At 59.6% G+C, this 26,175-nt stretch carries 26 protein-coding genes and 1 riboswitch; of the genes, 8 read left to right on the plus strand and 18 right to left on the minus strand.

Features of this window, described 5'->3' with window-relative positions; genetic code table 11:
* Nucleotides 1–40 precede the first annotated feature (40 nt).
* Both ACM6HV_RS01215 and cobO read right to left on the minus strand, forming a co-directional pair.
* Nucleotides 41–1,390: a cobyrinate a,c-diamide synthase gene (locus ACM6HV_RS01215; RefSeq protein ID WP_414903081.1), complete on the minus strand. Its 1,350-nt coding sequence runs from the start codon at nucleotides 1,388–1,390 to the stop codon at nucleotides 41–43.
* Nucleotides 1,387–1,998, minus strand: coding sequence for a cob(I)yrinic acid a,c-diamide adenosyltransferase (gene cobO, locus ACM6HV_RS01220; RefSeq protein ID WP_145593438.1), 612 nt, complete (start codon nucleotides 1,996–1,998; stop codon nucleotides 1,387–1,389). Before cobO ends, ACM6HV_RS01215 begins: the two co-directional genes overlap by 4 nt.
* An 80-nt stretch (nucleotides 1,999–2,078) precedes the next feature.
* Nucleotides 2,079–2,310, minus strand: a riboswitch (cobalamin riboswitch).
* 164 nt (nucleotides 2,311–2,474) lie between these two features.
* Here cobO and ACM6HV_RS01225 point away from each other — a divergent pair.
* Nucleotides 2,475–3,059 (plus strand): hypothetical protein, encoded by a 585-nt coding sequence (locus tag ACM6HV_RS01225; protein WP_414903083.1) that lies wholly within the window; start codon nucleotides 2,475–2,477, stop codon nucleotides 3,057–3,059.
* Between the two features lie 65 nt (nucleotides 3,060–3,124).
* Nucleotides 3,125–4,438 (plus strand): PQQ-dependent sugar dehydrogenase, encoded by a 1,314-nt coding sequence (locus ACM6HV_RS01230; RefSeq protein ID WP_414903085.1) that lies wholly within the window; start codon nucleotides 3,125–3,127, stop codon nucleotides 4,436–4,438.
* Between the two features lie 132 nt (nucleotides 4,439–4,570).
* Here ACM6HV_RS01230 and ACM6HV_RS01235 read toward each other — a convergent pair whose 3' ends face one another.
* The 5 genes from ACM6HV_RS01235 to ACM6HV_RS01255 form a co-directional block, all read right to left on the minus strand.
* Nucleotides 4,571–5,107, minus strand: coding sequence for a C40 family peptidase (locus tag ACM6HV_RS01235; protein WP_034156233.1), 537 nt, complete (start codon nucleotides 5,105–5,107; stop codon nucleotides 4,571–4,573).
* Nucleotides 5,108–5,327: 220 nt separating this feature from the next.
* Nucleotides 5,328–5,945 (minus strand): C40 family peptidase, encoded by a 618-nt coding sequence (locus tag ACM6HV_RS01240; RefSeq protein WP_041074354.1) that lies wholly within the window; start codon nucleotides 5,943–5,945, stop codon nucleotides 5,328–5,330.
* A 226-nt stretch (nucleotides 5,946–6,171) separates the two neighbouring features.
* Nucleotides 6,172–6,876 carry a DnaA regulatory inactivator Hda gene (gene hda / locus ACM6HV_RS01245; protein WP_025111852.1) on the minus strand — a complete coding sequence of 235 codons (705 nt, stop codon included), beginning with the start codon at nucleotides 6,874–6,876 and terminating at the stop codon, nucleotides 6,172–6,174.
* A 219-nt stretch (nucleotides 6,877–7,095) separates the two neighbouring features.
* Nucleotides 7,096–8,169 carry an AI-2E family transporter gene (locus tag ACM6HV_RS01250; RefSeq protein ID WP_041074356.1) on the minus strand — a complete coding sequence of 358 codons (1,074 nt, stop codon included), beginning with the start codon at nucleotides 8,167–8,169 and terminating at the stop codon, nucleotides 7,096–7,098.
* A gap of 31 nt (nucleotides 8,170–8,200) precedes the next feature.
* Nucleotides 8,201–9,253 carry a DUF2066 domain-containing protein gene (locus tag ACM6HV_RS01255; protein WP_414903089.1) on the minus strand — a complete coding sequence of 351 codons (1,053 nt, stop codon included), beginning with the start codon at nucleotides 9,251–9,253 and terminating at the stop codon, nucleotides 8,201–8,203.
* Between the two features lie 374 nt (nucleotides 9,254–9,627).
* Here ACM6HV_RS01255 and purM point away from each other — a divergent pair, with 374 nt between their 5' ends.
* The 3 genes from purM to ACM6HV_RS01270 are packed head-to-tail and all read left to right on the plus strand — an operon-like array spanning nucleotide 9,628 to nucleotide 12,058.
* Nucleotides 9,628–10,686, plus strand: a complete 1,059-nt coding sequence (gene purM / locus ACM6HV_RS01260) for a phosphoribosylformylglycinamidine cyclo-ligase (RefSeq protein WP_414903091.1) — start codon at nucleotides 9,628–9,630, stop codon at nucleotides 10,684–10,686.
* Nucleotides 10,686–11,336: a phosphoribosylglycinamide formyltransferase gene (purN, locus tag ACM6HV_RS01265; RefSeq protein ID WP_414903093.1), complete on the plus strand. Its 651-nt coding sequence runs from the start codon at nucleotides 10,686–10,688 to the stop codon at nucleotides 11,334–11,336. The genes purM and purN overlap by 1 nt, the downstream gene beginning before the upstream one ends.
* Nucleotides 11,337–11,344: 8 nt before the next feature.
* On the plus strand, nucleotides 11,345–12,058 hold the full coding sequence (locus tag ACM6HV_RS01270; RefSeq protein WP_041074363.1) for a DUF3108 domain-containing protein: 714 nt from the start codon (nucleotides 11,345–11,347) through the stop codon (nucleotides 12,056–12,058).
* Between the two features lie 193 nt (nucleotides 12,059–12,251).
* Here ACM6HV_RS01270 and ACM6HV_RS01275 read toward each other — a convergent pair whose 3' ends face one another.
* Together ACM6HV_RS01275 and ACM6HV_RS01280 are read right to left on the minus strand one after the other, a co-directional pair.
* A complete protein-coding gene (locus ACM6HV_RS01275) occupies nucleotides 12,252–13,877 on the minus strand; it encodes a methyl-accepting chemotaxis protein (protein WP_414903095.1) in 1,626 nt (541 codons plus the stop codon).
* A gap of 130 nt (nucleotides 13,878–14,007) precedes the next feature.
* Nucleotides 14,008–15,063 carry an amidohydrolase family protein gene (locus tag ACM6HV_RS01280; RefSeq protein ID WP_414903098.1) on the minus strand — a complete coding sequence of 352 codons (1,056 nt, stop codon included), beginning with the start codon at nucleotides 15,061–15,063 and terminating at the stop codon, nucleotides 14,008–14,010.
* A gap of 129 nt (nucleotides 15,064–15,192) precedes the next feature.
* On the opposite strand from ACM6HV_RS01280, the gene ACM6HV_RS01285 reads away from it, so the two are divergent.
* Nucleotides 15,193–15,609 carry an OsmC family protein gene (locus ACM6HV_RS01285; RefSeq protein ID WP_027614046.1) on the plus strand — a complete coding sequence of 139 codons (417 nt, stop codon included), beginning with the start codon at nucleotides 15,193–15,195 and terminating at the stop codon, nucleotides 15,607–15,609.
* Nucleotides 15,610–15,670: 61 nt separating this feature from the next.
* Nucleotides 15,671–16,534, plus strand: coding sequence for a pirin family protein (locus tag ACM6HV_RS01290; protein WP_414903099.1), 864 nt, complete (start codon nucleotides 15,671–15,673; stop codon nucleotides 16,532–16,534).
* Nucleotides 16,535–16,691: 157 nt separating this feature from the next.
* Here ACM6HV_RS01290 and ACM6HV_RS01295 read toward each other — a convergent pair whose 3' ends face one another.
* From ACM6HV_RS01295 to ACM6HV_RS01310, 4 genes are all read right to left on the minus strand, one after another.
* Nucleotides 16,692–17,420, minus strand: coding sequence for a dienelactone hydrolase family protein (locus ACM6HV_RS01295; protein WP_414903101.1), 729 nt, complete (start codon nucleotides 17,418–17,420; stop codon nucleotides 16,692–16,694).
* Between the two features lie 68 nt (nucleotides 17,421–17,488).
* A complete protein-coding gene (gene htpG, locus ACM6HV_RS01300) occupies nucleotides 17,489–19,393 on the minus strand; it encodes a molecular chaperone HtpG (RefSeq protein ID WP_145593447.1) in 1,905 nt (634 codons plus the stop codon).
* Between the two features lie 81 nt (nucleotides 19,394–19,474).
* Nucleotides 19,475–19,927, minus strand: a complete 453-nt coding sequence (locus ACM6HV_RS01305) for a PaaI family thioesterase (RefSeq protein ID WP_041074374.1) — start codon at nucleotides 19,925–19,927, stop codon at nucleotides 19,475–19,477.
* Nucleotides 19,924–20,400: a PaaI family thioesterase gene (locus ACM6HV_RS01310; RefSeq protein ID WP_041074375.1), complete on the minus strand. Its 477-nt coding sequence runs from the start codon at nucleotides 20,398–20,400 to the stop codon at nucleotides 19,924–19,926. Before ACM6HV_RS01310 ends, ACM6HV_RS01305 begins: the two co-directional genes overlap by 4 nt.
* Nucleotides 20,401–20,558: 158 nt before the next feature.
* On the opposite strand from ACM6HV_RS01310, the gene ACM6HV_RS01315 reads away from it, so the two are divergent.
* Entirely contained in the window at nucleotides 20,559–20,795 is a 237-nt protein-coding gene (locus tag ACM6HV_RS01315; RefSeq protein WP_007962865.1) for a hypothetical protein, read from the plus strand.
* An 88-nt stretch (nucleotides 20,796–20,883) separates the two neighbouring features.
* On the opposite strand, the gene ACM6HV_RS01320 is transcribed toward ACM6HV_RS01315, so the two are convergent.
* From ACM6HV_RS01320 to sucC, 5 genes are all read right to left on the minus strand, one after another.
* On the minus strand, nucleotides 20,884–21,285 hold the full coding sequence (locus ACM6HV_RS01320) for an MAPEG family protein (RefSeq protein ID WP_041074377.1): 402 nt from the start codon (nucleotides 21,283–21,285) through the stop codon (nucleotides 20,884–20,886).
* The gene (locus tag ACM6HV_RS01325) at nucleotides 21,285–22,022 is read right to left on the minus strand and encodes a DUF599 domain-containing protein (RefSeq protein ID WP_003223022.1); all 738 of its coding nucleotides are present in this window, start codon (nucleotides 22,020–22,022) and stop codon (nucleotides 21,285–21,287) included. Before ACM6HV_RS01325 ends, ACM6HV_RS01320 begins: the two co-directional genes overlap by 1 nt.
* A 257-nt stretch (nucleotides 22,023–22,279) precedes the next feature.
* Nucleotides 22,280–23,593 (minus strand): branched-chain amino acid transport system II carrier protein, encoded by a 1,314-nt coding sequence (brnQ, locus tag ACM6HV_RS01330; protein ID WP_047292845.1) that lies wholly within the window; start codon nucleotides 23,591–23,593, stop codon nucleotides 22,280–22,282.
* Between the two features lie 388 nt (nucleotides 23,594–23,981).
* Nucleotides 23,982–24,863: a succinate--CoA ligase subunit alpha gene (gene sucD, locus ACM6HV_RS01335; protein WP_003223019.1), complete on the minus strand. Its 882-nt coding sequence runs from the start codon at nucleotides 24,861–24,863 to the stop codon at nucleotides 23,982–23,984.
* Complete coding sequence (gene sucC, locus ACM6HV_RS01340) at nucleotides 24,863–26,029, minus strand: ADP-forming succinate--CoA ligase subunit beta (RefSeq protein WP_003223015.1); 1,167 nt, start codon at nucleotides 26,027–26,029, stop codon at nucleotides 24,863–24,865. Before sucC ends, sucD begins: the two co-directional genes overlap by 1 nt.
* Nucleotides 26,030–26,175 lie beyond the last annotated feature (146 nt).

Genomic DNA, 26,175 nt, shown 5'->3' on the forward strand with positions numbered 1-26,175 from the left:
TCGCGAGCAGGCTCGCTCCCACATTGAACGGGGTGCTTGCTCAAGAAACGCGATCCCCTGTGGGAGCGAGCTTGCTCGCGAAGGCGGCCTCAAGATCTGGCACAAACAGTGCCGCGATAGCCGCAGGGTTCGACGGGAAGTAAAAATGCACGTACGACGCCGTCATCCGCCCCTCCCGATAAACCGCCTCCGCCCCGCGCCCGCCATTCGGGCTGATGCCCCGGGCAATCGGCGTCAGCTCGGTGCTGGTCAGGGAATGGTGATAGGTGTGGCCGCGCAACGAACCTTCCGGCAGATCTACCGCTTGCAGTGCCAGTGCCGCCAGACGTTTTTGCATCACTGCCTCACCGCGCAGCAGCCCGACCAGTTCGGCGCGGGTGCCTTCGACATCGGTCAACGCGTCGAGCAGATAGAGCATGCCGCCGCACTCGGCAAGCAGCGGTTTGCCGGCAGCGTGGTGCGCGCGAATCGCATCCAGCATCGCGGTGTTTTGCCCCAGCGCCACATGGTGCAATTCCGGGTAGCCACCGGGCAGATACAGACTGTCGGCGTCGGGCAACTGCGTATCGCGGATCGGCGAAAAGAAACTCAACTCGGCACCCATCGCCCGCAGCAGATCGAGGCTGGCACCGTAGGTGAAGGCAAAGGCTTCGTCACGAGCGACGGCGATGCGCACGCCTTCGAGCAGCGGTTCGGCAGAGATCACTTCAGGCGCGGCGAACTCCACGGCCGGTGGCAGCGCTACCTCGCAACTGCTGGCCAACGCTTGGGCGGCCGCGTCGAGACGCAGGTCCAGATCATTCAATTCGCTGGCCTGCACCAGACCGAGATGGCGGCTCGGCAACTCGATCCCGGTTTCCCGCGACAGCGCGCCGTACCAACGCAGACCTTCGGTGAGGCTGCCTTCCAGCAACTGCGCATGACGCAAGGTGCCGACGCGGTTGGCCAGCACCCCGGCAAACGGCAGGTCCGGCTGATAACGCGCCAACCCCAGCGCCAGTGCACCAAAGGTCTGGGCCATCGCGGTGCCATCGATCACACCAAGCACCGGCACACCAAAATGGCGCGCCAGATCAGCGCTGGACGGCGTGCCGTCGAACAGGCCCATCACGCCTTCGATCAGGATCAGATCGGCTTCGGCGGCGGCTTCCCACAACAGGCGGCGGCTTTCCTGCTCGCCGACCATCCACATGTCCAGTTGATACACCGGCGCACCGCTGGCGCGCTCGAGAATCATTGGGTCGAGAAAGTCCGGGCCGCACTTGAACACGCGCACCTTGCGTCCCTGATTGCGGTGCAAGCGCGCGAGCGCAGCGGTGACGGTGGTCTTGCCCTGACCGGAGGCCGGCGCGGCAATCAGCACCGCCGGGCAGTGACGTGGTTGATTCAAAGTTCGACGCCTTTCTGCGCTTTGATGCCGGCCTGGAAGGCGTGTTTGAGCATGCCCATTTCGGTGACGGTATCGCCCATCTCGATCATTTCCGGCTTGGCCGCGCGGCCGGTGACAATTACATGTTGCATCGGCGGACGCGCCTGCAAATCGCTGAGCACTCGATCCAGATCGAGGTAACCGTGCTTGAGGGCGATGTTCAGTTCATCCAGCACCACCAGACCGATCGACGGATCGCGCAGCAGCTCGCGGGACACTTGCCACGCGGCTTCGGCGGCGGCGATGTCACGTTGGCGATCCTGTGTTTCCCAGGTGAAACCCTCGCCCATCACGTGAAAACGCACTTGCTCGGGGAAGCGGCGGAAGAACAGCTCTTCGCCAGTGCTGTTGCGGCCCTTGATGAATTGCACCACACCACATTGCATGCCGTGACCCATGGCACGGGCAAGCATGCCGAACGCCGAGCTGCTTTTGCCTTTGCCATTGCCGGTCAACACCAGCACCAGGCCGCATTCGTCAGGCGAATTGGCGATGCGCTCGTCGATCACGGCTTTTTTGCGCTGCATACGCGCCAGATGGCGTTCGTCGCGCTCGGGGGAATCGGTCATGGGGGAGCTCTCCGTTGAGGCTGGATAACGGCGGGCAGGCACAAGAACAGACGGCAAAAAGCCTGGCATCGCCCACCGTGATGCCGCTGGATGGATCAGGCCGGTCTCCGGGCTCATGAGCGGCGAATCGCCTGACTGCGCGCCTTCCCGCGTCGGTCGACACAGTGGCTCAATGCGCAGTTTTCACTCATTTACCGTTGCGGGGGCAGCGCCGGGATCGTGATCGTCTTTCACCTGAAGACAACCCTCACCGGCTTCCCTGTTTCACTCTGTCGACACGCGTCACAGAGCACCTGAAACAAGCCGCGAAGGTTAGAGGGTTGGGGGTGGAGCGTCAATTAAAGAGGGGGCCGTCGGGCGAATAACTGCCACCGATCAATTATCTGACGCCAATCTTGTGCCACACTGAGACAAGTGATATCAAAGAGCCATGCTTTTGATTGAAAAAGCACACCACAACAATAAGGATGATGACGATGCAAGGCATGATCATCAGCAACCCGCGCCTGGAATTCCTGCGCCCGGTGCTTGAACGCTGGTTTGACTGTATTGACCGTTACAACGCGGTACGCGGTGACAACGACACGCCCTACTGGCATGACGAGAACGCCAATCTCGGCTTGCTCTCCGCGGCAGCCTGGATGGCCGAGCTGGTGACCCTTTGTGATACCTCGACCCGAAAGCAGAACGAGGATGGCGAGCGCAATGCCCGCGCCGATCTGTTCATCGCCGGCGCCGAAGACCGCGCCTACCTTCAGGCCACCCAGCGCTGGCCGCGGGTCAACAACCTCAACCTGACTCAGGCCCTGCTGGACATCACCAGCGATGCCAAACGCATCAGCTTCGCCAGCGACCTCAAGCTCGGCTGTCTGTTCGTCGCCCCGCAGAAGGCCCAGCACAGTGCCAGCCCCGAAGAACTGCAGGACATGGTCGACGACCTGCAAAAGGAGCATTGCTGCGCCGTGGCCTGGTATTTCCCCTACGCCTACCGCAAGTTGCGCAGCGAAGCGGGCAATTATCACCCGGGCATCGCCGTGTTGTTCAAAGAGGCTCGCGGATAGCGGTTGAACCATCGGGTGCGCAGGGTTCTCTATGATTAAGCATGCATTCATAGGGAAGATCAGCAATGCGCAAAACCCGACTCGCTCTCGTCATCGCTCTCGCCGGAGGGCTCGCCGCCTGCGGTGAATCCTCCAGCCTGCAAGTTTCCGACGGCACCGGTCCGTCACCGAAACTGCCTGAACCGAACAAAACCCTGATCCCGACGGTGAACATCGCCCCAGCGGTCGGCTGGCCTGCAGGTGGCAAACCGACCGCCGCAGCCGGTACGCAAGTGGCTGCATTTGCCGAAGGCCTCGATCACCCACGCTGGCTCTACGTGCTGCCCAACGGTGACGTATTGGTGGCGGAAACCAACGCGCCGCCCAAACCGGATGACAGCAGCGGTATTCGCGGCTGGGTGATGAAGAAAGTCATGGGTAAGGCCGGTGCCGGCGTGCCGAGCCCGAACCGCATCACCCTGCTGCGTGACGCCGATCACGACGGCGTGGCCGAGACCCGCACGGTGTTTCTGCAGAACCTCAACTCGCCATTCGGCATGACCCTGGTCGGCAACGATTTGTACGTCGCGGACACTGATCGCCTGCTGCGCTTCCACTACGAACCCGGTACGACGGAGATCAAGACACAGCCGATCAAGGTTACCGATCTGCCGGGCGGTACGCTGAACCATCACTGGACCAAGAACGTCATCGCCAGCAAGGACGGCAGCAAGCTGTATGTCACCGTCGGCTCGAACAGCAACGTCGGCGAGAATGGTCTGGATAAAGAGGAAGGTCGCGCCGCGATCTGGGAAGTGGATCGCGCCACCGGCAATCACCGGATCTTCGCCTCAGGCATTCGTAACCCCAACGGTCTGGCGTGGGAACCCACCACAGGCGCGCTGTGGACAGCAGTCAACGAACGTGACGAAATCGGCAGCGACCTGGTGCCGGACTACATCACCTCGGTCAAGGACGGTGGCTTCTATGGCTGGCCTTTCAGCTATTACGGCCAGCACGTGGATGTGCGGGTGAAGCCGCAGAATCTGGATCTGGTGGCCAAGGCCATCGCTCCGGACTATGCCGTCGGCCCGCACACCGCGTCACTGGGCCTGACCTTCGCCGAGGGCAACAACTTGCCGGCGCAGTTCAAGGAAGGCGCGTTTATCGGCCAGCACGGCTCGTGGAACCGCAAACCGCACAGCGGTTATAAAGTGATTTTCGTACCGTTCGCGGCCGGCAAGCCGAACGGAGCACCGGTGGATGTGCTGACCGGTTTCCTCGACAAGGACGAGAACGCTTTGGGCCGCCCGGTAGGCGTGGCAATCGACCAGCAAGGTGGTTTGCTGGTGGCGGATGATGTGGGGAACAAGGTTTGGCGGGTTTCGTCCGCCAAGTAACTTTTGCCTGACCTGAAACAACTGTGGGAGCGAGCCTGCTCGCGAATGCGTAGTGTCAGCCTCCATTGGGTTGACTGATACACCGCTTTCGCGAGCAGGCTCGCTCCCACATTGGAATGGCTGCTATTTTTACTACGGGTTATGCGCCAGATGCTCCGGCTGCAACACCCGCTTGGCACTCAGGTACGCCTTCTGCCAGTACGCCTTCGACAGACTGTCCAGCTTCACCGTGCCGCCGGTGGCTGGCGCGTGCACGAAGCGCCCTTCGCCGACGTAGATCCCCGCATGACTGACCTGCGAGCCGCCATTGGTGGCGAAGAAGATCAGGTCGCCGGTCTGCAAACCCTCTTTGCCGACATTCGGCGCCTGCATCACGATCATCTCGCGGGTGGAGCGCGGTAAGGAGATACCGGCGGCATCGCGGTAGACGAAACCGATCAGGCCACTGCAATCAAACCCGGAATCCGGTGTGTTGCCGCCCCAGCGATAAGGCGTGCCAACCAGGCCCAGCGCGCGAAACAGCACGTCTTCAGCAGCCGGCGAAAAAGCCTGGGAAGGCCCGAACACCACCGGGGCGCGTACCACGGGCGCAGGCGGCGGGGTGCGGCTGGCGCAGGCGCTGAGCAGCGCTGCGAAGAAAATCAATGTGAGGCGGGCCGACATCGTCATAAGCAGAACATCCTGATCTGGCTGCGGCTTTCTCTGCCGAATGGACAGAAACAAAACCGCCTGCGGAGCACGCAGGCGGTTTGCCATCAATATAGATACAGGATTCTAGCGGCTACACGGCAAACTTCAAGTAAGACTTTAACTTCACCTTGTAAAGTCTAGGTCTACTCCCTTGCCGGGATCCGTTTTTGTCGCCACGGACATGGCGACAACGGGGGAATTACTTGCGAGCGGTGACCACAGTCGGTGCCATCGCGAGGGCGCGCTTGGCTTCGATGAAGGTCTTGCTCCAGTAGCTGTCACCCAGGCTGTCGATGCGGACACCGCCGCTGCGACGGCTGCTGGAGTGAATGAACTGGTTGTCACCCAGGTAGATCCCGGCGTGGCTTACACGACCGCGACGACCATTGGTGGCGAAGAACAGCAGATCGCCCGGCTCAAGATTACCGCGCGAGACCAGAGGCGCATCCACGTTGATCATTTCGCGGGTGGAGCGCGGCAGATTCATGCCAGCCTCTTCGCGGAACAGATAACCGATGAAACCGCTGCAGTCGAAACCGGCTTCAGAGGTACCGCCGAAACGGTAACGGGTACCGATCAGGGACATGCCGCGTTCGAGGATGCTGTCGGCCAGAACCGGAAGCTCATAGGGCTTCTTGCCGTTGAAATCGGCGAGTTCTTTTTCGGTGGCCAGCTCTTCCTGGTAAATAACGGAAGACTGGGCGGTGGCAGAATTTTTAACCTGTTGAGGCTGCTCTTGAACTGGAGAATGAGCAGCGCAACCGAACAACAGGGTGACGAGTGCGAGAGGCACGAGGGGTGCGAAGCGATTTAGCATGGGCACGACCGTGGCTGAAGTTGTAAAGAAGCCGAGACTATGCCCGCTATCGGCCTCATTTGCAAATTCAATCGATCTTTTTGTGACTTCCCGGTTTCTCGTTTACATCTAAGCGCTTAAGCCCATTTGACTCGATACGCAGTCTGCACACCGTGCGGAAAAGCGGATTTTCTGGCGCCTGAAATATGTCGAAACCGCCTGAAACCTGCGGATTTCAAGGGCTGCACTACCATCCGAGGGTTTCCTTCAGGAACGGAATGGTCAGCTTGCGTTGCGCCTGCAAGGAGGCCTGATCCAGCTGTTCGAGCAGGTCGAACAATGCACTCATGCTGCGGGTGCCACGGGTCAGAATAAAGTGTCCGACTTCATCGGTCAGGTGCAGGCCGCGACGCGAAGCACGCAATTGCAGGGCACGCAATTTGTCTTCATCGGAAAGCGGGCGCATCTGGAAGATCAGCGCCAGCGTCAGGCGCGATTTGAGGTCAGCCAGTTTCACCGGCAGCTCGCGAGGTGAGGTTGAAGCGGCAATCAGCAAGCGTCGACCGCTGTCGCGCAGACGGTTGAACAGATGAAACATCGCCTCTTCCCAGTCCGGCTTGCCGGCAATCACCTGCAAGTCATCGAGGCAGACCAGTTCATACTGTTCAAGGTTGTCGAGAATTTCGATACCGCGATCCATCAATTCGGCCAGCGGCAGGTACACCGCCGGTTCACCCATCTGCTCGAAACGCAGGCAAGCTGCCTGCAACAGATGCGTACGCCCTACCCCATGCTTGCCCCACAGGTAGATCAGGCTTTCGGTCCAGCCGGCGTCGGCTTCGCATAGGCGCTCGACATAGCCGAGTGCAGCGGCATTGGCGCCTGGGTAGTAGTTGATGAAGGTGGCGTCGTCACGCAGACGCACACCTAGGGGCAGCTGAATCGGTTTCATGCTGACTGAACAGTTCTCAAGGAACCGTTAGTGGCCTCTGTGTAAAGTTTGCGAAGTTTATACCCGTGAAGCTGAGCGCACAATGCGACAGACCCCAAGCAAAATCAAAGGTTTGCGTTAACACGCTGGTTTTATGACAGTTTCTCTGACGCGTCAGCGAAACAATCCACCGCAAAACACGGGCCAACCCGGCACAATGCCGGACCGCCCGTGATCGGATCACAGCTCGGGCTCATCGGTCCCGCTGTAAATATCCGAGTCCTTGTACAAATCGTGCACGTGACGCACCAGCACCATGATCACCGCCGCCACCGGCAATGCCAGCAGCACACCGGTAAAGCCGAACAGCTCGCCGCCGGCCAGGATCGCGAAAATCACCGCCACCGGATGCAGACCGATCCGGTCACCCACCAGCAAAGGCGTCAGCACCATGCCTTCGAGCGCCTGCCCGACCATGAACACCGCCACGATTCCGATCATCGGATACAGATCACCACCGAACTGGAACAAACCGGCAATCAGCGCCGCGCCAATCCCGATCACGAAGCCCATGTACGGCACGATGGCCGCCAGACCAGCGATCAGGCCGATCAACAGCCCCAGTTCCAGCCCAACGATCATCAGACCCGCTGCATAGATCACGCCCAGCGCCAGCATCACCAGCAACTGCCCGCGCACGAACGCGCCGAGCACCTCATGGCACTCACCCGCGAGCGAGACGATGGTTTCTTCACGGTCACGGGGCAGCAGGCTGCGGATCTTGGCCATCATCACGTCCCAGTCACGCAGCAGGTAGAAACTCACCACCGGGATCAACACCAGATTCGCCAGCCAGCCGATCAGGGCCAGACTCGAGGCCGTGGCCTGACTCAGCACCACACCGACGATGTCAGTGGTCTGCCCCATGTGCTCGCTGATCGCGGCCTTGACCTTGTCGAACTTCCAGAAGCCGTCCGACAGCCCCAGTTTCGACTGCGCCCAGGGCAGCGCCGTGTGCTGCAGCCAATCGAGCATCTGCGGCGCCAGTTCGTACAAGCGCAGCAACTGCTTGGCGAGCATCGGTACCAACACCAGCAACAACGTGGTGACGATCAGGGTGAACAAGGCAAACACCGCGATCACGCCCCAGGTGCGGGACAGACCGAGCCGCTCCAGACGATCCACCAGCGGATCAAACAGGTACGCCAGCAGCAACGCCACCAGAAACGGCGTGAGGATCGGGTGCAGCAACCAGACAAACGCGCAAAGCAGGACCACCCCACCGAGCCAGAACCAACGCCGCGTATCGGCCATGTATCACTCCTGCTTCTATATAAGGAAAGACTTACCAGCGAAACCGCAACGACGATGCCGCAGGGGCCTGCGCGGCAACCGGTGCTGCACCGACAACAGCCGGTTGTGGCGCCGGCACGGGCGCCGGCGCTTCAGCCGGCAACTCCTGCAGCTTCGCCAGCGACAATTGCGCGCGCAACTGATCCGCGCTGCCATTGACCCGATACACGATGCGATCACCCTCGACACTTTGCAGACGCACACCAAACGGCTCAAGTAACCGCAGCAGCGCGGCGTAATGCTCCAGATTCATACCCTGCACTTCGAGGGTCTGCTGACCCGACACCCCTGGCTTGGCGACAAACCGCGGCGCCAGGCGCTCCGCTACCGCCAGCATTACCGCATCGGCCACGCCAGCCTGATCGGCACCCTGCACGCTGCCGGCCTCTTTCTGATCACCCAGCCACAGATGCCACTTGGCCTGCCACTGCCCCCCCTCTTCGTGCGCATGCACCGCCAACAAGGCATCCGCACCGTAACGCTCCGAAGCGCCGCGCAATGGTGCGGGATCGGTGCCATCCAGCACTGGCGCGGTGGCCACCAGTTGCTCACTCAAATCAGCCAGCGGCAAACGCAAGGGCAAACCACGATGCTGAGCCGCCGCACGCAGGGGTGCCGCCGCTGCCTGACCGTCACCGACCAGGCTCGAACCTTCAGTCGAATCATTCAGCCACCAACTCAGGATCGACGGCCGGCTCGCGCCCCACAACGACAATCCCGCACGACGCAGCGCCTGCTCAGTGGTGGCCGGGTCGAAATCGACTTTCAGCACTTCCGGTGGCCCGGCATCAAAACCGAACTGACTGATGATCTGCTGCGGGTCTTTGCGAATCGTCGCCAACCCTGGATTTTGCACAGCCTTCGGGTCGCCGGTCAGGCGCAATACCAGCGTATCCAGCGCCGCCTGCGTGGCGCGATCGCGCTCTTCCGGCGCCTGGCTGCTGACCGGCTGACGCACTTGATAGAGACCTTTGAGGTTTTCGGCATGACTCGCCAGGCTGACCACGGACAAACAACCCACAACCAACAATTTACAAAAACGCATGGAAAATTCCCGTCGACAGGAGCGGCTGGAACAGGCCGCGTGAACCGGTTAAGCAAGGCTGTGACAATCTGCCATCGCAAAACATTCACACGGCGGCGGTAAGTTTTTGCACAGGGATAACGATAGACGGTTAATCGGTACACCTTATACAGGCAGCCACCCGGCACAATTGCAAAAAATTTCCGCTGATTATGCCCCTGCCCGTCGGCGCGAGGATGGCCGCTGCCCCTCAAGCCTGATAAAATCGCGCGCCTTCGCAGACCGGCAACAGCCGGGCACCCCGAAATTCGCGTGAGGCCATCGCCCTCTCGATTTCGATGTTCCCGCTGAACTCGGTCGTTACCCCTGAATCCCCTCCCCTAAAGGCCTGGATCATGAGCAAGCAACCCTCCCTGAGCTACAAGGACGCCGGTGTAGACATCGACGCCGGTGAAGCATTGGTCGAACGCATCAAGAGCGTCGCCAAGCGCACTGCGCGCCCGGAAGTCATGGGCGGCCTGGGCGGTTTCGGCGCCCTCTGCGAGATCCCGGCCGGTTACAAACAGCCGGTGCTGGTTTCCGGTACTGATGGCGTCGGCACCAAGCTGCGCCTGGCGCTGAACCTGAACAAGCACGACAGCATCGGCCAGGACCTGGTCGCCATGTGCGTCAACGATCTGGTGGTGTGCGGCGCTGAACCGCTGTTCTTTCTCGACTACTACGCCACCGGCAAGCTGAACGTTGACGTGGCCGCCACCGTGGTCACCGGTATCGGTGCAGGCTGCGAACTGGCTGGCTGCTCTCTGGTTGGCGGCGAAACCGCTGAAATGCCTGGCATGTACGAAGGCGAAGACTACGACCTGGCCGGCTTCTGCGTCGGCGTCGTGGAAAAAGCCGACATCATCGACGGCTCGAAAGTCGCCACCGGTGACGCGCTGATCGCCCTGCCATCGTCCGGCCCGCACTCCAACGGCTACTCGCTGATCCGCAAGATCATCGAAGTGTCCGGCGCCGACATCGAAACCGTTCAGCTCGACGGCAAACCGCTGACCGACCTGCTGATGGCCCCGACCCGCATCTACGTAAAGCCGCTGCTCAAGCTGATCAAGGACACCGGCGCAGTCAAGGCCATGGCCCACATCACCGGTGGCGGCCTGCTGGACAACATCCCGCGCGTTCTGCCAAAAGGCGCTCAGGCCGTGGTTGACGTGGCCAGCTGGACTCGCCCGGCGGTCTTCGACTGGCTGCAAGAGAAAGGCAACGTCGACGAGGCCGAAATGCACCGCGTACTGAACTGCGGCGTGGGCATGGTCATCTGCGTGGCTCAGGAGCACGTTGAAGTGGCCCTGAACACCCTGCGTGATGCCGGCGAGCAACCTTGGGTCATCGGCCAGATCGCTGCCGCTGCCGAAGGCGCTGCTCAAGTCGAGCTGAAAAACCTCAAGGCTCACTGATGTCCCAGACCTGTGATGTCGTGGTGCTGTTGTCCGGCACCGGCAGTAACTTGCAGGCTCTGATCGACAGCACGCGGACCGGCGACAGCCCGGTCCGCATCGCCGCGGTGATTTCCAACCGCGCCGAAGCCTACGGCCTGCAACGCGCCAGTGACGCGGGTATCGCCACCCGCTCGCTGGATCACAAGGCCTTCGAAGGTCGCGAGGCCTTCGATGCGGCCCTGATCGAACTGATCGACGAATTCAAACCGAAACTCGTGGTGCTGGCCGGTTTCATGCGCATTCTCAGCGCTGATTTCGTGCGTCACTACCAGGGTCGCCTGCTCAATATCCACCCGTCGCTGCTGCCCAAATACAAAGGGTTACACACGCATCAGCGGGCGCTCGAGGCCGGCGACGCGGAACACGGCTGCTCCGTGCACTTCGTCACCGAGGAACTCGATGGTGGACCACTGGTCGTACAGGCAGTAATACCGGTAGAGTTGCACGACACGCCGCAGACACTTGCGCAGCGAGTGCATGTCCAGGAACACCTGATCTACCCGATGGCTGTACGCTGGTTTGCCGAAGGCCGACTGGCACTCGGTGAGCAAGGTGCTTTACTGGATGGCCAGTTACTCGCGGCCAGCGGCCACTTGATTCGACACTAGGAGATTTTATGCGTCGCGCCCTGCTCTTCGCTTGCGCTCTGCTCGCCCTGCCCTTCGCGCAGGCGGCAGACCTTCAACCGTTCTCCGCGAGCTACACCGCCGACTGGAAACAGTTGCCCATGAGCGGCACTGCCGAACGCAGCCTGACCAAGGAAGCCAACGGCGTCTGGAAACTCAGCTTCAAGGCGTCGATGATGATCGCCAGCCTGACTGAAGAAAGCACCCTGACTTTGGACAAGGACACCCTGCTGCCGCAGTCCTACCACTTTGAACGTGGCGGTCTGGGCAAAGCGAAAAAGGCTGATCTGGACTTCGACTGGAACAGCAAGATGGTCACCGGCACCGACCGTGGCGACGCAGTGAAGATCCCGCTGAACCGTGGCATGGTCGACAAGTCGACCTATCAACTGGCGCTGCAGCACGACGTCGCCTCCGGCAAGAAGACCATGAGCTACCAGGTGGTCGATGACGGTGAAGTCGATACCTATGACTTCCGTGTACTGGGTGCCGAGAAAGTCGACACCAAGGCCGGCAAGATCGATGCAATCAAGGTCGAGCGCGTGCGCGATCCGACACAAAGCAAGCGCACCACCGTGCTGTGGTTCGCCAAGGATTGGGATTACCTGCTGGTCCGCCTGCAACAGGTTGAAACCGACGGCAAGGAGTACAACATCATGCTCCAGGACGGCACGGTCAACGGCAAAACCGTTAAAGGCAGTTGATCCGCCGCTACAACCAAAAGCCCCGCAGATGCGGGGCTTTTTTGTGCCTGCAGTTTTCGCGACGACACATATCCCCTGTGGGAGCGAGCCTGCTCGCGAAAGCGTCAGTTCAGCCGACATGTTTGTGGTTGATACACCGCTTTCGCGAGCAGGCTCGCTCCCACAGGATTCAGCTCGATCATCAAGGGTCAGATCAGACCGAAAATTTGGCCACCATATTGTTCAACTCCACCGCCAGCCGCGACAACTCCTGGCTCGCCGCACTGGTCTGATTAGCCCCGGCAGAAGTCTGCGTCGCCAGATCGCGAATATTCATCAGATTGCGGTCCACCTCCCGCGCCACTGCCGCCTGCTCTTCCGAGGCACTGGCGATCACCAGGTTGCGCTCGTTGATCAAGGTGAACGCCGAGGCGATTTCTTCCAGCGCCTCACCCGCCGCCTTCGCCAGTTCCAGCGTTGAATTGGCGCGAAGGCTGCTCTGCTGCATCGAATTGACCGCCGAATCGGTGCCCTGCTGAATGCCGCCGATCATCTGCTCGATTTCCTGAGTCGATTGTTGGGTGCGGTGCGCCAACGCCCGCACTTCATCGGCCACCACCGCGAAGCCGCGACCGGCATCGCCGGCCCGCGCCGCCTCGATCGCAGCGTTTAGCGCGAGCAGGTTGGTCTGCTCGGCAATCGAGCGGATCACATCCAGCACCTTGCTGATGCCGTGAACCTTCTGCGCCAGATCCTCCACCTGCGTGGCATTCGACGTGACGTCATCTGCCAGGGACTCGATTGATGTCACGGTCTGCCGGACCTGCTCGCGACCACGCTGGGCGATGCGATCAGACTCGCGTGACGCCTCGGACGTCGCCACCGCATTGCTCGCCACTTCCTCAACGGCAGCCGTCATCTGATTGACCGCCGTGGCGGCCTGTTCAATCTCCAGGCTCTGCTGGTGCAGCCCACGTGTGGCGTCTTCGGTGACGCAACTCAGCTCCTCCGAAGCCGAAGCCAACTGACTGGACGACTCGGAAATCTGCCGGATAGTGTCACGCAGGCTGTGCTGCATGCTTTTCAGCGCCTGCAGCAGCCGCGCCGGTTCGTCCTTGCCGGAGATATTGATATCGCCCGTCAGATCGCCACCGGCCACCACTTCCGCCACGCCCAGCGATTGTGTCAGAGGCAAGACGATGCTGCGGGTCAGCAACAGTGCCAGACCGATGGTGATCAGCGCAGTGATGCCGATCATCACCCCGACCCAGACCCGCGAATTGATGAAGACCAGGCGCGCCGCTTCGGTGGCAAGGTTGGCGTTGTGCTTGTTCAGCTCGACCAACTCTTTGAGGGTGACCGCCATGTCGTCGGCCAAGGGGCTCATCTCACCGTTGAGAATGGCCGCCGCCTCCTCCACCCGATTCTGCGCGGACAACTGCATGACCTGCGCCTGAAACTCCAGATACTGGTGCTCGGCGACCTTGAAGCGGTCGAATAACTTGCGCTCTTCGGGCAGCACGATCAACACGTCATAGCGTTGCTGGGCTTCGCTCAACACGCCGCGCAGGTCATTGAGCTTGGCAACATTCTGCGCCAGCGCCTGCGGATCCCGATTGAGCAACAGACGCATGGTCAGCGCGCGCAGGCGCAGCATGTCCTGACTCATCTCGCCAACCGCCATCACGCTCGGCAGCCAGTTGTTGTCGACCTCATCCGACTGGGCGCGCATGTTCGCCATTTGCAGCAAGGCGAACGCCCCCAAGGCAAACACCATCAAGGCCAACACACCAAAACCCAGGCCGGCACGCGGCGCAATATTGAGACTACGGATGCTCATTAATCTGGTTCCTTCCAAAAGCGCTGCATCAACCCTGCAGCTGGTTGCTCTAGAAGGTATCGGCCCCGTGCAAATTTGCGTAAGACGAAAAGGTGATATCAAAAGGCCTTGATACTTCGAACCCTCGGCATTAACGATTCAGCGCGGATTTCCCGGACTTTGCTGTTGTTCGCGGCAATATCGCCAGGAAGTTATCCCGGGCGACTTTACGCGCCACGTCTTCGGGCAAGGCATCAAGGAACGGCGTGAAACTGCGCATTTCCTCACCGAGCTTGTTGAATCGGCCTACAACATCCGAACCCACCATAAAGCGCTCAGGGTATTTCTCCACCAATGCCAGCCATTGCGCACGCGGCTTGCCCTGCTCATCCAGCAGATACGGCGTGAGCATGCTCCACGACAGATCGATGAACAGATTCGGGTAAGCCTCCAACATCCGGCTGACGGTGGGCAGAAGGAATTCCAGCTGCGTCTGGTGCCGATGGATCTCCGCACTGGTGCCGGCGTGCGCCCAGATGAACCGGGTGTGCGGATGATTACGCAGCGGTTCTTCGACTTCCTTCAGGTACAGCGGATTTTTCTCACGCTTGGAGGTGATGTTGGAATGCAGCATCACCGGCAGATCGTTTTCGGCGGCCAGGTGATATATACGCTTCATCGCTTCGTTATTGGCCCGTGGCGTGTCGCCGGCGGTCAACGCCGTCAAGTCATCATGGCGGGTGAACACCTCACCAATGCCCTGCCACAGCCCCGGATACAGATCGAGCATGCGCTGAATGTGCGCGGCGGAGTTCTTGTCGTTGGGGTTGAACCCGGACAGAAACGGGTGGAAATGCTGACGCTGCTCCGGGGTGAGTTTCAGCACGGCATCGGCGACGATCACGTCGGTGGCGCTGTACCAGTAGGCGTCGGCGTCATCACCGGCGTAATAGCGTGGACGTTTGGGTTCGTCTTCATGCCATTTCTTCGCCACGGGAATGCCGGAAATCATCACATTGTCGATGGAGTTGTCCTGCATGGCCGTGAGCAATTTCGCCATGCCGGCGGTTTCCTGGAAAAAATCCACATAGTGCAGGTGCGCATCGCTGTAAGTGTAATCGCGGGCGCTGGCGGTACCGGCACATGCCAGCAGGCAGGCAAGACTCAAACGAAACAGGGACACAAGTAATCTCCGACAGGTAGGCATAGCCTAGACCTTGAGCCGACAACAAGGGTTCATCCTGCAGGAAAGTGGAACGCGCCTCTGTGGGAATGCTCTATAACTGCAAGGTCTTTTTTGATCGCACGACTTTTTCCTACTGCCAGTGAGGTTGCCATGACTGTTACCGTCAATACCGTCTCCGCCGAAGGTTTTCGTCACACCGTACAGATCGATGACCACGAATTGTTTGCCGACGTGCCGAAGTCTGCCGGCGGCGAAGGCTCAGCCCCTGAGCCACACGACTACTTCGACGCCGCGCTCGGTGCCTGCAAAGCCCTGACCCTGAAAATGTACGCGAAGAAGAAAGACATCCCGCTGACCGGCGTGGGTGTTGAGGTCAAGCGCGACAACAGCGAAGAGCAGAAAGGCAAATATGCCCTGCATGTGACGCTTACCCTCAAGGGCGTCCTCACCGATGCCCAGCGTGAAGAACTGCTGCGCGTCGCCGATCGCTGCCCGATCCACAAACTGATGACCACCACCGACGTCAGCATCGAAACCCACGCTCCACAAGGCTTCGACAGCCAGTAATCACCCTCTTGCCAGCGGCGGGTTATGCTTCTGGCATCACCCGCTCAGCCTGGAATGCACCATGGATACGCAACCATTGATCATCCGCCCGCGCGCCGAAGACGTCGAAGGCCAGCCGATCCTGCGCCCGCTGCCGTCAGCCAAATGCCGCAGCGTCGGGCCATTTGTATTTTTCGACCACATGCTCGAGACGGTTTATCCGACGGGCAAAGGCATGAACATCCGACAACATCCGCACATTGGTCTGTCGACCCTGACCTACCTCTTCGAAGGGCAAATCCAGCACAAGGACAGCCTTGGCTCCGATCAGGTGGTCAGCGCCGGCGATGTCAGCTGGATGACCGCAGGCAGTGCGATTGCCCATGTCGAGCGCACGCCCGAGCCGTTGTGGGCGCAAAGCTTCACGATGCACGGCTTGCAGATCTGGCTGGCTTCGCCCAAGGATCGTGAGCAAGGCCCAGGGCATTACAGCCATCATCCGGCCGCCACCCTGCCGGTCAGCAACAACCTAGGCGTGCAGATTCGGATGATTGCCGGATCAGGCTTTTGCCTGGAATCACCGGTACCGGTGCTTTCTCCTACGCTGTATGCCGAAGTGAAGATGCAGACCGCGACCACACTGCTGATCCCGACCGAGCACGCAGAACGCGCGGTGTATGTGCTGAGTGGCGATGCGCAGTTGAATGGCGAGCCCCTCGAGCCCCACGCGCTGGCGGTGTTGCCGGGCGGGGAAGAGATGAGTCTGTTTGCCGAGAGTGATGTGCACGCGGTGGTGTTTGGCGGCGCCGCACTGGACGGGCCACGGCGGATCAACTGGAATTTTGTCGCGAGCGATCCGGCGGCGATTGATGAGGCGCGGCGCAAGTGGGCGGCCGGGGATTGGCCGACGGTACCGGGGGAAGTTGAGCGGATTGAATTGCCTTAGCTCTGTGTCGCCTGTTAGTCAGCCATCGCTGGCAAGCCAGCTCCCACAGGTTTAGCGCCGGACACATATCCAGCAAACGAATCGAACACTGTGGGAGCTGGCTTGCCAGCGATGAGGCCAGATCAGGCACCGACCGAGTCAATGCCTGACTGCACAATCAGCCGTTGAACACTTCTTCCAGCAAATCATGCATCGACTTGAACGCACGCTTGGCGGTCTTCGCGTCGTACATCATCTTGCCTGGCACATTGGCATGCGGATCGGTGAATGAGTGCACCGCACCGCCATAGCTGAGCAACTGCCAATCGACCTTCGCCGCGTTCATTTCATCTTCGAACGCCGGCAATTGCTCTTTCGGCACCAACGGGTCGGAAGCACCGTGCAGCACCAGCACCGAGCCCTTGATGTTCTGCGCATCGGCCGGGTTCGGCGAGTCAAGCGTGCCGTGGAACGACACCGCCGCCTTCACCGGTGCACCGGTACGCGCCAGATCCAGCGCACAGCAACCGCCGAAGCAGAAACCGAACACTGCCAGCTTCGAGGTATCGACCGCCGCCTCGCCCTGCTTCTGCAGTTGTTCGAACGCCGCCTGCATACGCTTGCGCAGCAGTGCACGATCGTTCTTCAGCGGCATCATCGCCGCGCCGGCCTCGTCAGCGTTCTGCGGACGTACTGCCTGCCCGTACACGTCAGCAATCAACACCACGTAACCCTTGGCCGCGACCGACTTGGCGATCTCCTCGGCACCGGCGCTGACGCCCATCCAGTTCGGCGCCATCAACAGGCCCGGGCGCGCACCCCTGTGCTCGGCGTCGAACGCCAGACGACCTTCATAGGGCTGACCATCCAGCTGATAGACCACGGAACGAACAGTAACTTGGCTCATTTCTGACTCCTGATTAGTTAAACACCAGAATGAAAAAACCCGCCGAAGCGGGTTTTTCTACATCGTGATTAGGCTGACAGCTCAACCAGCAGCTTGTTCAGACGGGTCACATAAGCGGCCGGGTCTTTCAAGCTTTCGCCAGCCGCCAGAGCGGCCTGATCGAAGAGGATGTGCGACAGGTCGCCAAAACGCGCTTCGTTCTGCTCGCCATCGAGTTTCTCGATCAGCGGGTGGCTCGGGTTGAATTCGAAGATCGGCTTCGACTCCGGCACTTTCTGCCCGCTGGCTTCGAGGATCTGGCGCATTTGCAGGCCCAGGTCCTGTTCGCCGATGGCCAGAATGGCTGGCGAGTCAGTCAGACGATGAGAGACGCGAACCTCGGCAACGGAATCGCCAAGCGCGGTTTTCAGACGCTCGACCAGACCTTCCTTGGATTTCGCGACTTCCTCTGCAGCTTTCTTGTCCTCTTCCGAGTCCAGGTTGCCCAGATCGAGGTCACCGCGCGCCACGTCGACAAAGGTCTTGCCATCGAATTCGCTGAGGTAGCTCATCAGCCACTCGTCGATACGGTCGGTCAGCAGCAGCACTTCGATGCCTTTCTTGCGGAAGACTTCCAGGTGCGGGCTGTTCTTGACCTGCGCGTAGGTTTCACCGGTGAGGTAGTAGATCTTGTCCTGACCTTCCTTGGCGCGCGCCAGGTAGTCAGCCAGACCGACGATCTGCTCGCCGTCACCTTCGGTGGTCGATGCGAAGCGCAGCAGACCGGCAATTTTTTCCTTGTTGGCGAAATCTTCTGCCGGGCCTTCTTTCATGACCTGACCGAAGTTTTTCCAGAAGCCCTTGTATTGCTCAGGCTCGTTCTTCGCCAGTTTTTCCAGCATGTCCAGCACGCGCTTGGTCAGCGCCGACTTCATCGAGTCGATGATCGGGTCTTTCTGCAGGATTTCCCGCGACACGTTCAGCGACAGGTCGTTGGAATCGACCACACCTTTGATGAAGCGCAGGTACAGGGGCAGGAACGACTCGGCCTGATCCATCACGAACACGCGCTGCACGTAGAGCTTCAGGCCTTTCGGCGCTTCACGCTGGTACAGGTCGAACGGCGCGCGGGCCGGCACGTACAGCAGCGAGCTGTACTCGAGTTTGCCTTCGACTTTGTTGTGGCTCCAGGCCAGCGGGTTTTCGAAGTCGTGAGCGATGTGCTTGTAGAACTCCTGGTATTCCTCGTCCTTCACTTCAGTGCGCGGACGGGTCCACAAGGCGCTGGCGCGGTTGACGGTTTCCCATTCAACGGCTGGTTTCTCTTCGCCCTCGGCAGCAGCCACCTCTTTCGGCAGCTCGATCGGCAGCGCGATGTGGTCGGAGTATTTCTTGATGATGTTGCGCAGACGCCAGCCATCGGCGAACTCGTCTTCACCGGACTTCAGGTGCAGGACGATGCGGGTACCGCGCTCTGGTTTGTCGAGGGTGGCAACTTCGAACTCGCCCTCGCCTTTCGACGACCAGTGCACGCCTTCGCTGGCAGGAGTGCCGGCGCGACGGCTGTACACATCGACTTTGTCGGCAACGATGAAGGCGGAGTAGAAGCCCACACCAAACTGGCCGATCAGGTGCGAATCTTTCTTCTGATCGCCCGAGAGATTCTTCATGAAATCGGCGGTACCGGATTTGGCGATGGTCCCCAGGTGGGTGATCACATCGTCACGGTTCATGCCGATACCGTTGTCTTCGAGGGTGACGGTCTTGGCGTCCTTGTCGAAGCTCACACGGATTTTCAGTTCAGCGCCACCTTCGAGCAATTCCGGCTTGGCCAGAGCTTCGAAGCGCAGCTTGTCGACAGCGTCAGAGGCGTTCGAGATCAATTCGCGAAGGAAGATTTCCTTGTTGGAATACAGCGAATGGATCATGAGGTGCAGCAGCTGCTTTACCTCGGTCTGGAAGCCCAGGGTTTCCTTTTGAGTTTCCACACTCATGGTCATCAAACTCCAATCAGATGGCAGTGGCCGCGACCCGGAGGGTCGGCGGCGGGTTGTTCACTGAGTTGGGGGCAGCGTTCAGGATTTCAAGGGCTCATCGATTTTGAAGTGTGCACGGGCGGTGGCGATCGGCTCGCTCTCGGTACTTTGCCAGGCCGTGATGGCGACGTTGGCCACGCGCCGCCCCTGACGGCAGACCTGACATTTGGCCCAAGTGTCGCGAAACTGCCCGGCGCGCAGGTAATCCAGGGAAAAATCGATGATCTTCGGTACCCCGGGCGCTCCGGTGAAGATCAACAAATGCAACGCGGCTGCCAGCTCCATGAATCCGGCGATCACCCCGCCATGGATCGCGGGCAATAAAGGGTTACCAATGTTGTCCTTGTTCGCCGGCAGCTTGAACAGCAGGTCATCACCGACTCGCGAGCATTCGACGCCGATCAGCCCGGCGTAGGGAATCATCTGCAGCAAAGGCGCGTAATCGCCCTGGGCGTGAGCCAGCAGCAGTTGTTGCTTCCAGTCATCGCTCATCGAAGTTCTCCTTTGATCCTGCCACCAAATCCCTGGGTGCCTTTCAGCCCCTTGCCCATGCGCATGAATGTGCCAACAACATGGGCTATGGGTCGCTGCGGATCATCCTGATAGGCAAAACCGCGAGCGAAGATCACATCGGTGGTGACCCGATAACACTCGGCGAAACCGTAGACGTCCTTGTTCGGCTCGGCGGCGTGCATGTAGTCGATGCGCAGGTCCAGGGTCGGGCAGACTTCGAATTCCGGGAGCACGCACAATGTGGACATACCGCATGCGGTGTCCATCAGCGAAGTAATCGCGCCGCCGTGGATGACCCCGGTTTGTGGATTGCCGACGATTTGCGCGCTGTACGGCAGCTTCACCGTCAGCCCTTCGCTGCTGGCGCTGTGCACCGTCAAACCGAGCACCTGACAATGGCGCAGGGCCGAGAGAAAGCGTGTCGCGCGCTCAAAAACGGGGTTTTCAGCCATTTGATAATTACTCTCGTTAGAGCCTTTTGCCAGTAGTAAGCAATACGGCAAAAGTTCCACTGAAAAACAAACTTATATATCTGAACAAAATGAGGAACTTAACCTTTGGCGCTGCGCTCTTAAGGCCAGTAGTTATTTTCCATAAGGAGAAACACCCCATGCGTAAGACTTTAGCTATTGCCTTGATGTTGACCGCTTCCCTCGGTCTCGCTGCCTGCGATAAAAAATCCGAGGACAAAGCTCAAGATGCCAACCAACATGCTGAGCAAGCTCAGCAAGACATGAACAAAGCTCAGGATAAAGTGAACGACGCAGCAAAAGAAAACGCCGAAGCTGCCAAAGCTCAGGCTGAATCGAATCAAGCTGCTCAGGAAGAAGCTGCCAAGAAGCAATAATTGCGACTTGATGCAGAAAAAGAAAACCCGCCAAGTGCGGGTTTTCTTTTGCCTGTGATTTTTGGTCAGTCTTGGCTTAGAGGCTTTCTTAGAGCAATACGGTTCTAAAAGTCGGACTAATCATCAGCAACAAACTGCAGAGCAGGCCGACCAGCCACACCAGACTGCGCAAGGCTGGTTTATCCGCCAGGTACAACCACACGTAAAGAATCCGCGCGATCACAAAGATGATTGCCAGAGCATCAATCAACCAGCCTTGGGTTTGCGTGGTGTGCGCCATCAGCACACCCACGGCGAACAGGATGAACGCTTCGATGCAGTTCTGATGCGCCGCCAGCGCCCGCGCGCCGTAACCAGTGAGTTGCGCCTGTTGTTGGCGCGGCAGGTGGTTGTTGTAACCACCCTGCTCTTTCATGGCTTTACCCACCGGCATACGCGCGATGTAGATCAACAATGCACTTATAAACACACACCAGAACGGAATACTCATCAAGCAGCCTCTTTATTGGTTTCGGGCAATGGCGCCTCTGTAGGGGTATAGACCATCACATCGAGCACGTCGGAATGAAACTCGCGGCGGTACAACACTAGAACCACACCGGCACTCATCAACATGAACAACCACGGGCTGACAAACCACGCCAGCATGCTCATGCCGAAGTAGTAGGAACGTAGACCGAAGTTGAACTGGTTGGCCGCCATCGAAATCACCCGTGCCGCCCGCAGTGCGAACGCCTTGCGCTCCTGCTCGGACACCTGGCGCTCGCCAATCATTGGCGCTGAGCCGACCAGTACCGCAGCAAAGTTGTACTGACGCATGCACCAGCTGAACGTGAAGAACGCATAGACGAACACCAGCGCCAGGCACAGTAATTTAATCTCCGACATGCCCTGCGATGCCTGCTGCACCATCGGGATATCCGCCAGCAACGACACGGCGCGTTCGGACGCACCGAGCACGGTCAGAATACCGGCAAGAATAATCAGGGTGCTGGAGGCGAAGAACGAGGCGTTACGCTCCAGATTGCCGATAACGCTGGCGTCGGCGATGCGGTTGTCACGCAGGAGCATGCGGCGCATCCAGTCTTCGCGATACAGGTGCAACACACTGGCCAGGCACGCGGTATCGCGGGCCTTCCACGACGCATAACGGGTGTAGCCGCCCCAGCAGATGACAAACCAGAGCGCGGCCAGCAGGTGGATCAGGTTGGCTTGGATGAACGACATGCAATTCCCTGTGGAGTATGGATGCTACCTGTGGGAGCGAGCCTGCTCGCGAAAGCGGCGTATCGCACAACATTGATGGCGGCTGACACAACGCTTTCGCGAGCAGGCTCGCTCCCACATTAAGACTTCGGCAACCCTTCGACGTTAGCTCGCGAAAAAAGACACTGCCAGACGCCCATAAAAAATGCCCCGTATCGATTGATACGGGGCATTTCTGTTTAAGCGTTGAAGACCCGCTTGTGGCGGGTCAGACAACGTCAGGCAACCGCTTCGCTGCGCTTGCCCAGCAGGCGATCGCAGACCACGGCGACCACCAGGGTCATCACGCATGGCACCAGCCAGGCCAAACCCTGCTCACTCAGCGGCAGGTGCGCCAGCTGCGACGGCATCCAGTCAGCCAGACCGGCGCCCTTGAGCGCGTCGATGGTGCCGAACAGGAACGACACCAGCATGACCGGGCCGAGGATCCGCCCGTGTTCATGCCAGAAGTCCTTACAGAAGCTCAGAGCCACCAGAACGATGCACGGCGGGTAGATCGCGGTCAGTACCGGGATCGAGAACGCGATCAGCTTGGTCAGGCCCAGGTTCGACACCAGCAGCGAGAACGCGGCCAGGATGATCACCAGGGTCTTGTAGGACAGTGGCAGTACGCGACTGAAGTATTCGGCGCAGGCGCAGGTCAGACCAACCGCCGTGACCAGACAGGCCAGGGAGATCAGTACCGCGAGGAAACCGCTGCCCAGCGAACCGAAGGTGTGCTGCACGTAAGCATGCAGCACTGCCGCACCGTTGGTGGCACCGACCGCGACTTCATGGCTGCCGGAACCGAGGCGGAACAGGCTGATGTACACCAGCGCCAGACCGACACCGGCGATGAGGCCGGCAATGATCGCGTAACGGGTGATCAGCGCGGGCGACTCGACGCCACGGGAGCGGATCGCGTTGACGATGACGATGCCGAACACCAGCGCGCCGAGGGTATCCATGGTCAGGTAACCATTGATGAAGCCCTGAGAGAACGGTGCCGCGACGTATTCAGGCGTGGCTTGGCCAATATCACCGGCCGGCAAGGCGAACGCGGCGATGCCGAGTACCGCCAGGGCGATGATTTTCAGCGGCGCGAGGAAACGCCCCACGGTATCGAGCAGACGGCCCGGATACAGCGAGATGAAGAACACCAGCAGGAAGTACACCGAGCTGTAGAGGAACAGCGCCAGCGGACTTTCGCCGGTCAGTGGCGCCAGACCCACTTCAAAGGAGACGGTCGCAGTCCGCGGGGTGGCAAACAATGGGCCGACCGCCAGGTAGCACGCCGCGGCGAGGACACCACCGGCGATCTTGCCGATCGGGCTGCTCAGCGCATCCATCGCCCCCCCGACCTTGGCCAGAGCGACAACGGTAACCACCGGCAGACCGACTGCCGTGATCAAAAAGCCCAGCGCCGCCATCCAGACGTTAGGTCCGGACTGCAGGCCGACGATAGGCGGGAAAATGATGTTGCCGGCCCCAACGAACAGGGCAAATGTCATAAAGCCCAGTGCCAGGATGTCCTGACCTTTCAAAACTTTCATTAAGGAAATACCACACTACTGAATCGGAATTTAGAGGGGGATTTCCCTTTTGGGTCAGGGAAATGCTGTCAGTCCGTATGGGGCTGACCCGTTTAGCGCGTTGCATGCCTTGTGGGCGGCAGACGCAAAAATGGCTGCTAGCCTAACGAATTTGTCTGACAAACGCACTGTTTGAGGGCGAACTATCCGATACACGACGTGTCGGTGTCGCGTTTACGCATCTAAATTTCATGAAGAACGCAAAGATCAAAAGATCGCAGCCCGCGGCAGCTCCTACACAGGATTATCTGTAGGAGCTGCCGCAGGCTGCGATCTTTTGATTTTCAGAAACAACAAAGGCCACCCGAAGGTGGCCTTTGTCTGGTGAAGCGTCAGTCAAGCACGAGGCTTACTTGACAGCCCAACCGGTCAGCTCGGCCAGGGCCTTGCCGATGTCTGCCAGCGAACGCACGGTTTTTACGCCTGCGTCTTGCAGCGCAGCAAATTTCTCGTCTGCAGTGCCTTTGCCGCCAGAGATGATTGCGCCAGCATGGCCCATGCGCTTGCCCGGAGGAGCAGTCACACCCGCGATGTAGGAAACAACCGGCTTGGTCACGTGTGCCTTGATGTAGGCAGCCGCTTCTTCTTCAGCCGAACCGCCGATCTCGCCGATCATCACGATCGCTTCGGTCTTCGGGTCTTCCTGGAACAGCTTCAGGATGTCGATGAAGTTCGAACCCGGGATCGGGTCACCACCGATGCCGACGCAAGTCGACTGACCGAAACCGGCGTCAGTGGTCTGCTTCACAGCTTCGTAGGTCAGGGTGCCGGAACGCGAAACGATACCGACCTTGCCTGGCAAGTGAATGTGACCTGGCATGATGCCGATCTTGCATTCGCCTGGAGTGATCACGCCTGGGCAGTTAGGGCCGATCAGGGTAACACCCAGCTCGTCGCACTTAACTTTAGCGTCCAGCATGTCCAGGGTAGGAATGCCTTCGGTGATGCAGACGATCAGCTTGATGCCGCCGAACGCTGCTTCCAGGATCGAGTCCTTGCAGAAAGGAGCCGGAACGTAGATCACGCTGGCGGTAGCGCCAGTGGCAGCGACTGCGTCTTTAACGGTGTTGAACACTGGCAGACCCAGGTGCTCGGTGCCGCCTTTGCCCGGAGTTACACCACCAACCATCTTGGTGCCGTATTCGATGGCTTGCTGGGTGTGGAAACTACCTTGCGAACCGGTAATACCCTGGCAGATAACTTTGGTGTCTTTATTGATCAGGACGCTCATTATTTGCCCTCCGCAGCTTTGACAACTTGTTGAGCAGCGTCGGTCAGGCTGGTAGCAGCGATGATGTTCAAACCGCTTTCTGCCAGTACTTTAGCGCCCAGCTCAGCGTTGTTGCCTTCAAGGCGAACAACAACCGGGATTTTCACGCCGACTTCTTTCACAGCGCCGATGATGCCTTCGGCAATCATGTCGCAGCGAACGATGCCGCCGAAGATGTTGACCAGTACTGCAGCGACGTTGGTGTCGGACAGGATGATCTTGAAGGCTTCGGTCACGCGCTCTTTGGTAGCACCACCACCTACGTCGAGGAAGTTGGCTGGCTTGCCGCCGTGCAGGTTGACGATGTCCATGGTACCCATGGCCAGGCCGGCACCGTTGACCATGCAGCCGATGTTGCCTTCCAGGGCTACGTAGTTCAGTTCGAACTTGGCAGCGTGCGCTTCGCGCGGATCGTCTTGCGACGGATCGTGGAAAGTCTTCAGCTTAGGCTGACGGTACATGGCGTTGGCGTCGATGTTGATCTTGGCGTCCAGGCAGTGCAGATCGCCGTCAGCCTTGATCACCAGCGGGTTCACTTCCAGCAGGGCCAGATCGTGATCCTGGAACAGTTTGGCCAGACCGACGAAGATCTTGGCGAACTGGGCAACTTGCTTGCCTTCCAGACCCAGTTGGAACGCCAGCTCGCGACCCTGGAATGGCTGAGCGCCAACCAGTGGATCGATAGTGGCTTTCAGAATTTTTTCTGGAGTGTCGTGAGCGATTTTCTCGATGTCCACGCCACCTTCGGTGGAAGCCATGAACACGATGCGACGGCTCGAACGGTCAACGACAGCGCCCAGGTACAGCTCTTTAGCGATATCAGTGCACGATTCAACCAGGATCTTGGTGACTGGCTGACCATTGGCGTCAGTCTGGTAAGTCACCAGACGCTTGCCCAGCCACTGCTGTGCGAAGGCCTTGGCGTCTTCTTTGTTGCGAACCAGCTTGACGCCGCCCGCTTTACCGCGACCACCGGCGTGGACCTGGGCTTTGACAACCCACTCGCTGCCGCCGATTTTGTCGCAAGCTTCTGCTGCTGCTTCCGGGGTGTCTACTGCGTAACCAGTGGAAACTGGCAGGCCGTATTCAGCGAACAGCTGCTTACCCTGATACTCGTGAAGATTCATGCTTTTTACCGTCTTCGTTAGGTACTGCGCATTCGGCGCTGCGCTCTTGATGAGTGCCGCGCCACCTGTGACTGCTGCTTGCGCAGCCTTCCGGTTACCCGGTTCAGCTACGCAAGACTGCGTCCAGCGGACATTCCGCGGTGAGA

The sequence above is a fragment of the Pseudomonas sp. IT-P260 genome (assembly GCF_949768395.1).
Classification (GTDB): Bacteria; Pseudomonadota; Gammaproteobacteria; order Pseudomonadales; family Pseudomonadaceae; genus Aquipseudomonas; species Aquipseudomonas parakoreensis.

Coding starts and splice junctions, on each gene's coding strand:
- sucD (WP_003223019.1), bottom strand. CDS start 24,863: ATGAGCGTCCTGATCAATAAAGACACCAAAGTTATCTGCCAGGGTATT.
- ACM6HV_RS01280 (WP_414903098.1), bottom strand. CDS start 15,063: ATGCCTACCTGTCGGAGATTACTTGTGTCCCTGTTTCGTTTGAGTCTT.
- ACM6HV_RS01225 (WP_414903083.1), top strand. CDS start 2,475: ATGCAAGGCATGATCATCAGCAACCCGCGCCTGGAATTCCTGCGCCCG.
- sucC (WP_003223015.1), bottom strand. CDS start 26,029: ATGAATCTTCACGAGTATCAGGGTAAGCAGCTGTTCGCTGAATACGGC.
- ACM6HV_RS01270 (WP_041074363.1), top strand. CDS start 11,345: ATGCGTCGCGCCCTGCTCTTCGCTTGCGCTCTGCTCGCCCTGCCCTTC.
- htpG (WP_145593447.1), bottom strand. CDS start 19,393: ATGAGTGTGGAAACTCAAAAGGAAACCCTGGGCTTCCAGACCGAGGTA.
- cobO (WP_145593438.1), bottom strand. CDS start 1,998: ATGACCGATTCCCCCGAGCGCGACGAACGCCATCTGGCGCGTATGCAG.
- ACM6HV_RS01285 (WP_027614046.1), top strand. CDS start 15,193: ATGACTGTTACCGTCAATACCGTCTCCGCCGAAGGTTTTCGTCACACC.
- ACM6HV_RS01320 (WP_041074377.1), bottom strand. CDS start 21,285: ATGAGTATTCCGTTCTGGTGTGTGTTTATAAGTGCATTGTTGATCTAC.
- ACM6HV_RS01310 (WP_041074375.1), bottom strand. CDS start 20,400: ATGGCTGAAAACCCCGTTTTTGAGCGCGCGACACGCTTTCTCTCGGCC.
- ACM6HV_RS01315 (WP_007962865.1), top strand. CDS start 20,559: ATGCGTAAGACTTTAGCTATTGCCTTGATGTTGACCGCTTCCCTCGGT.
- ACM6HV_RS01325 (WP_003223022.1), bottom strand. CDS start 22,022: ATGTCGTTCATCCAAGCCAACCTGATCCACCTGCTGGCCGCGCTCTGG.
- ACM6HV_RS01240 (WP_041074354.1), bottom strand. CDS start 5,945: ATGCTAAATCGCTTCGCACCCCTCGTGCCTCTCGCACTCGTCACCCTG.
- purN (WP_414903093.1), top strand. CDS start 10,686: ATGTCCCAGACCTGTGATGTCGTGGTGCTGTTGTCCGGCACCGGCAGT.
- ACM6HV_RS01235 (WP_034156233.1), bottom strand. CDS start 5,107: ATGACGATGTCGGCCCGCCTCACATTGATTTTCTTCGCAGCGCTGCTC.
- ACM6HV_RS01290 (WP_414903099.1), top strand. CDS start 15,671: ATGGATACGCAACCATTGATCATCCGCCCGCGCGCCGAAGACGTCGAA.
- ACM6HV_RS01230 (WP_414903085.1), top strand. CDS start 3,125: ATGCGCAAAACCCGACTCGCTCTCGTCATCGCTCTCGCCGGAGGGCTC.
- purM (WP_414903091.1), top strand. CDS start 9,628: ATGAGCAAGCAACCCTCCCTGAGCTACAAGGACGCCGGTGTAGACATC.
- hda (WP_025111852.1), bottom strand. CDS start 6,876: ATGAAACCGATTCAGCTGCCCCTAGGTGTGCGTCTGCGTGACGACGCC.
- ACM6HV_RS01275 (WP_414903095.1), bottom strand. CDS start 13,877: ATGAGCATCCGTAGTCTCAATATTGCGCCGCGTGCCGGCCTGGGTTTT.
- brnQ (WP_047292845.1), bottom strand. CDS start 23,593: ATGAAAGTTTTGAAAGGTCAGGACATCCTGGCACTGGGCTTTATGACA.
- ACM6HV_RS01250 (WP_041074356.1), bottom strand. CDS start 8,169: ATGGCCGATACGCGGCGTTGGTTCTGGCTCGGTGGGGTGGTCCTGCTT.
- ACM6HV_RS01295 (WP_414903101.1), bottom strand. CDS start 17,420: ATGAGCCAAGTTACTGTTCGTTCCGTGGTCTATCAGCTGGATGGTCAG.
- ACM6HV_RS01305 (WP_041074374.1), bottom strand. CDS start 19,927: ATGAGCGATGACTGGAAGCAACAACTGCTGCTGGCTCACGCCCAGGGC.
- ACM6HV_RS01255 (WP_414903089.1), bottom strand. CDS start 9,253: ATGCGTTTTTGTAAATTGTTGGTTGTGGGTTGTTTGTCCGTGGTCAGC.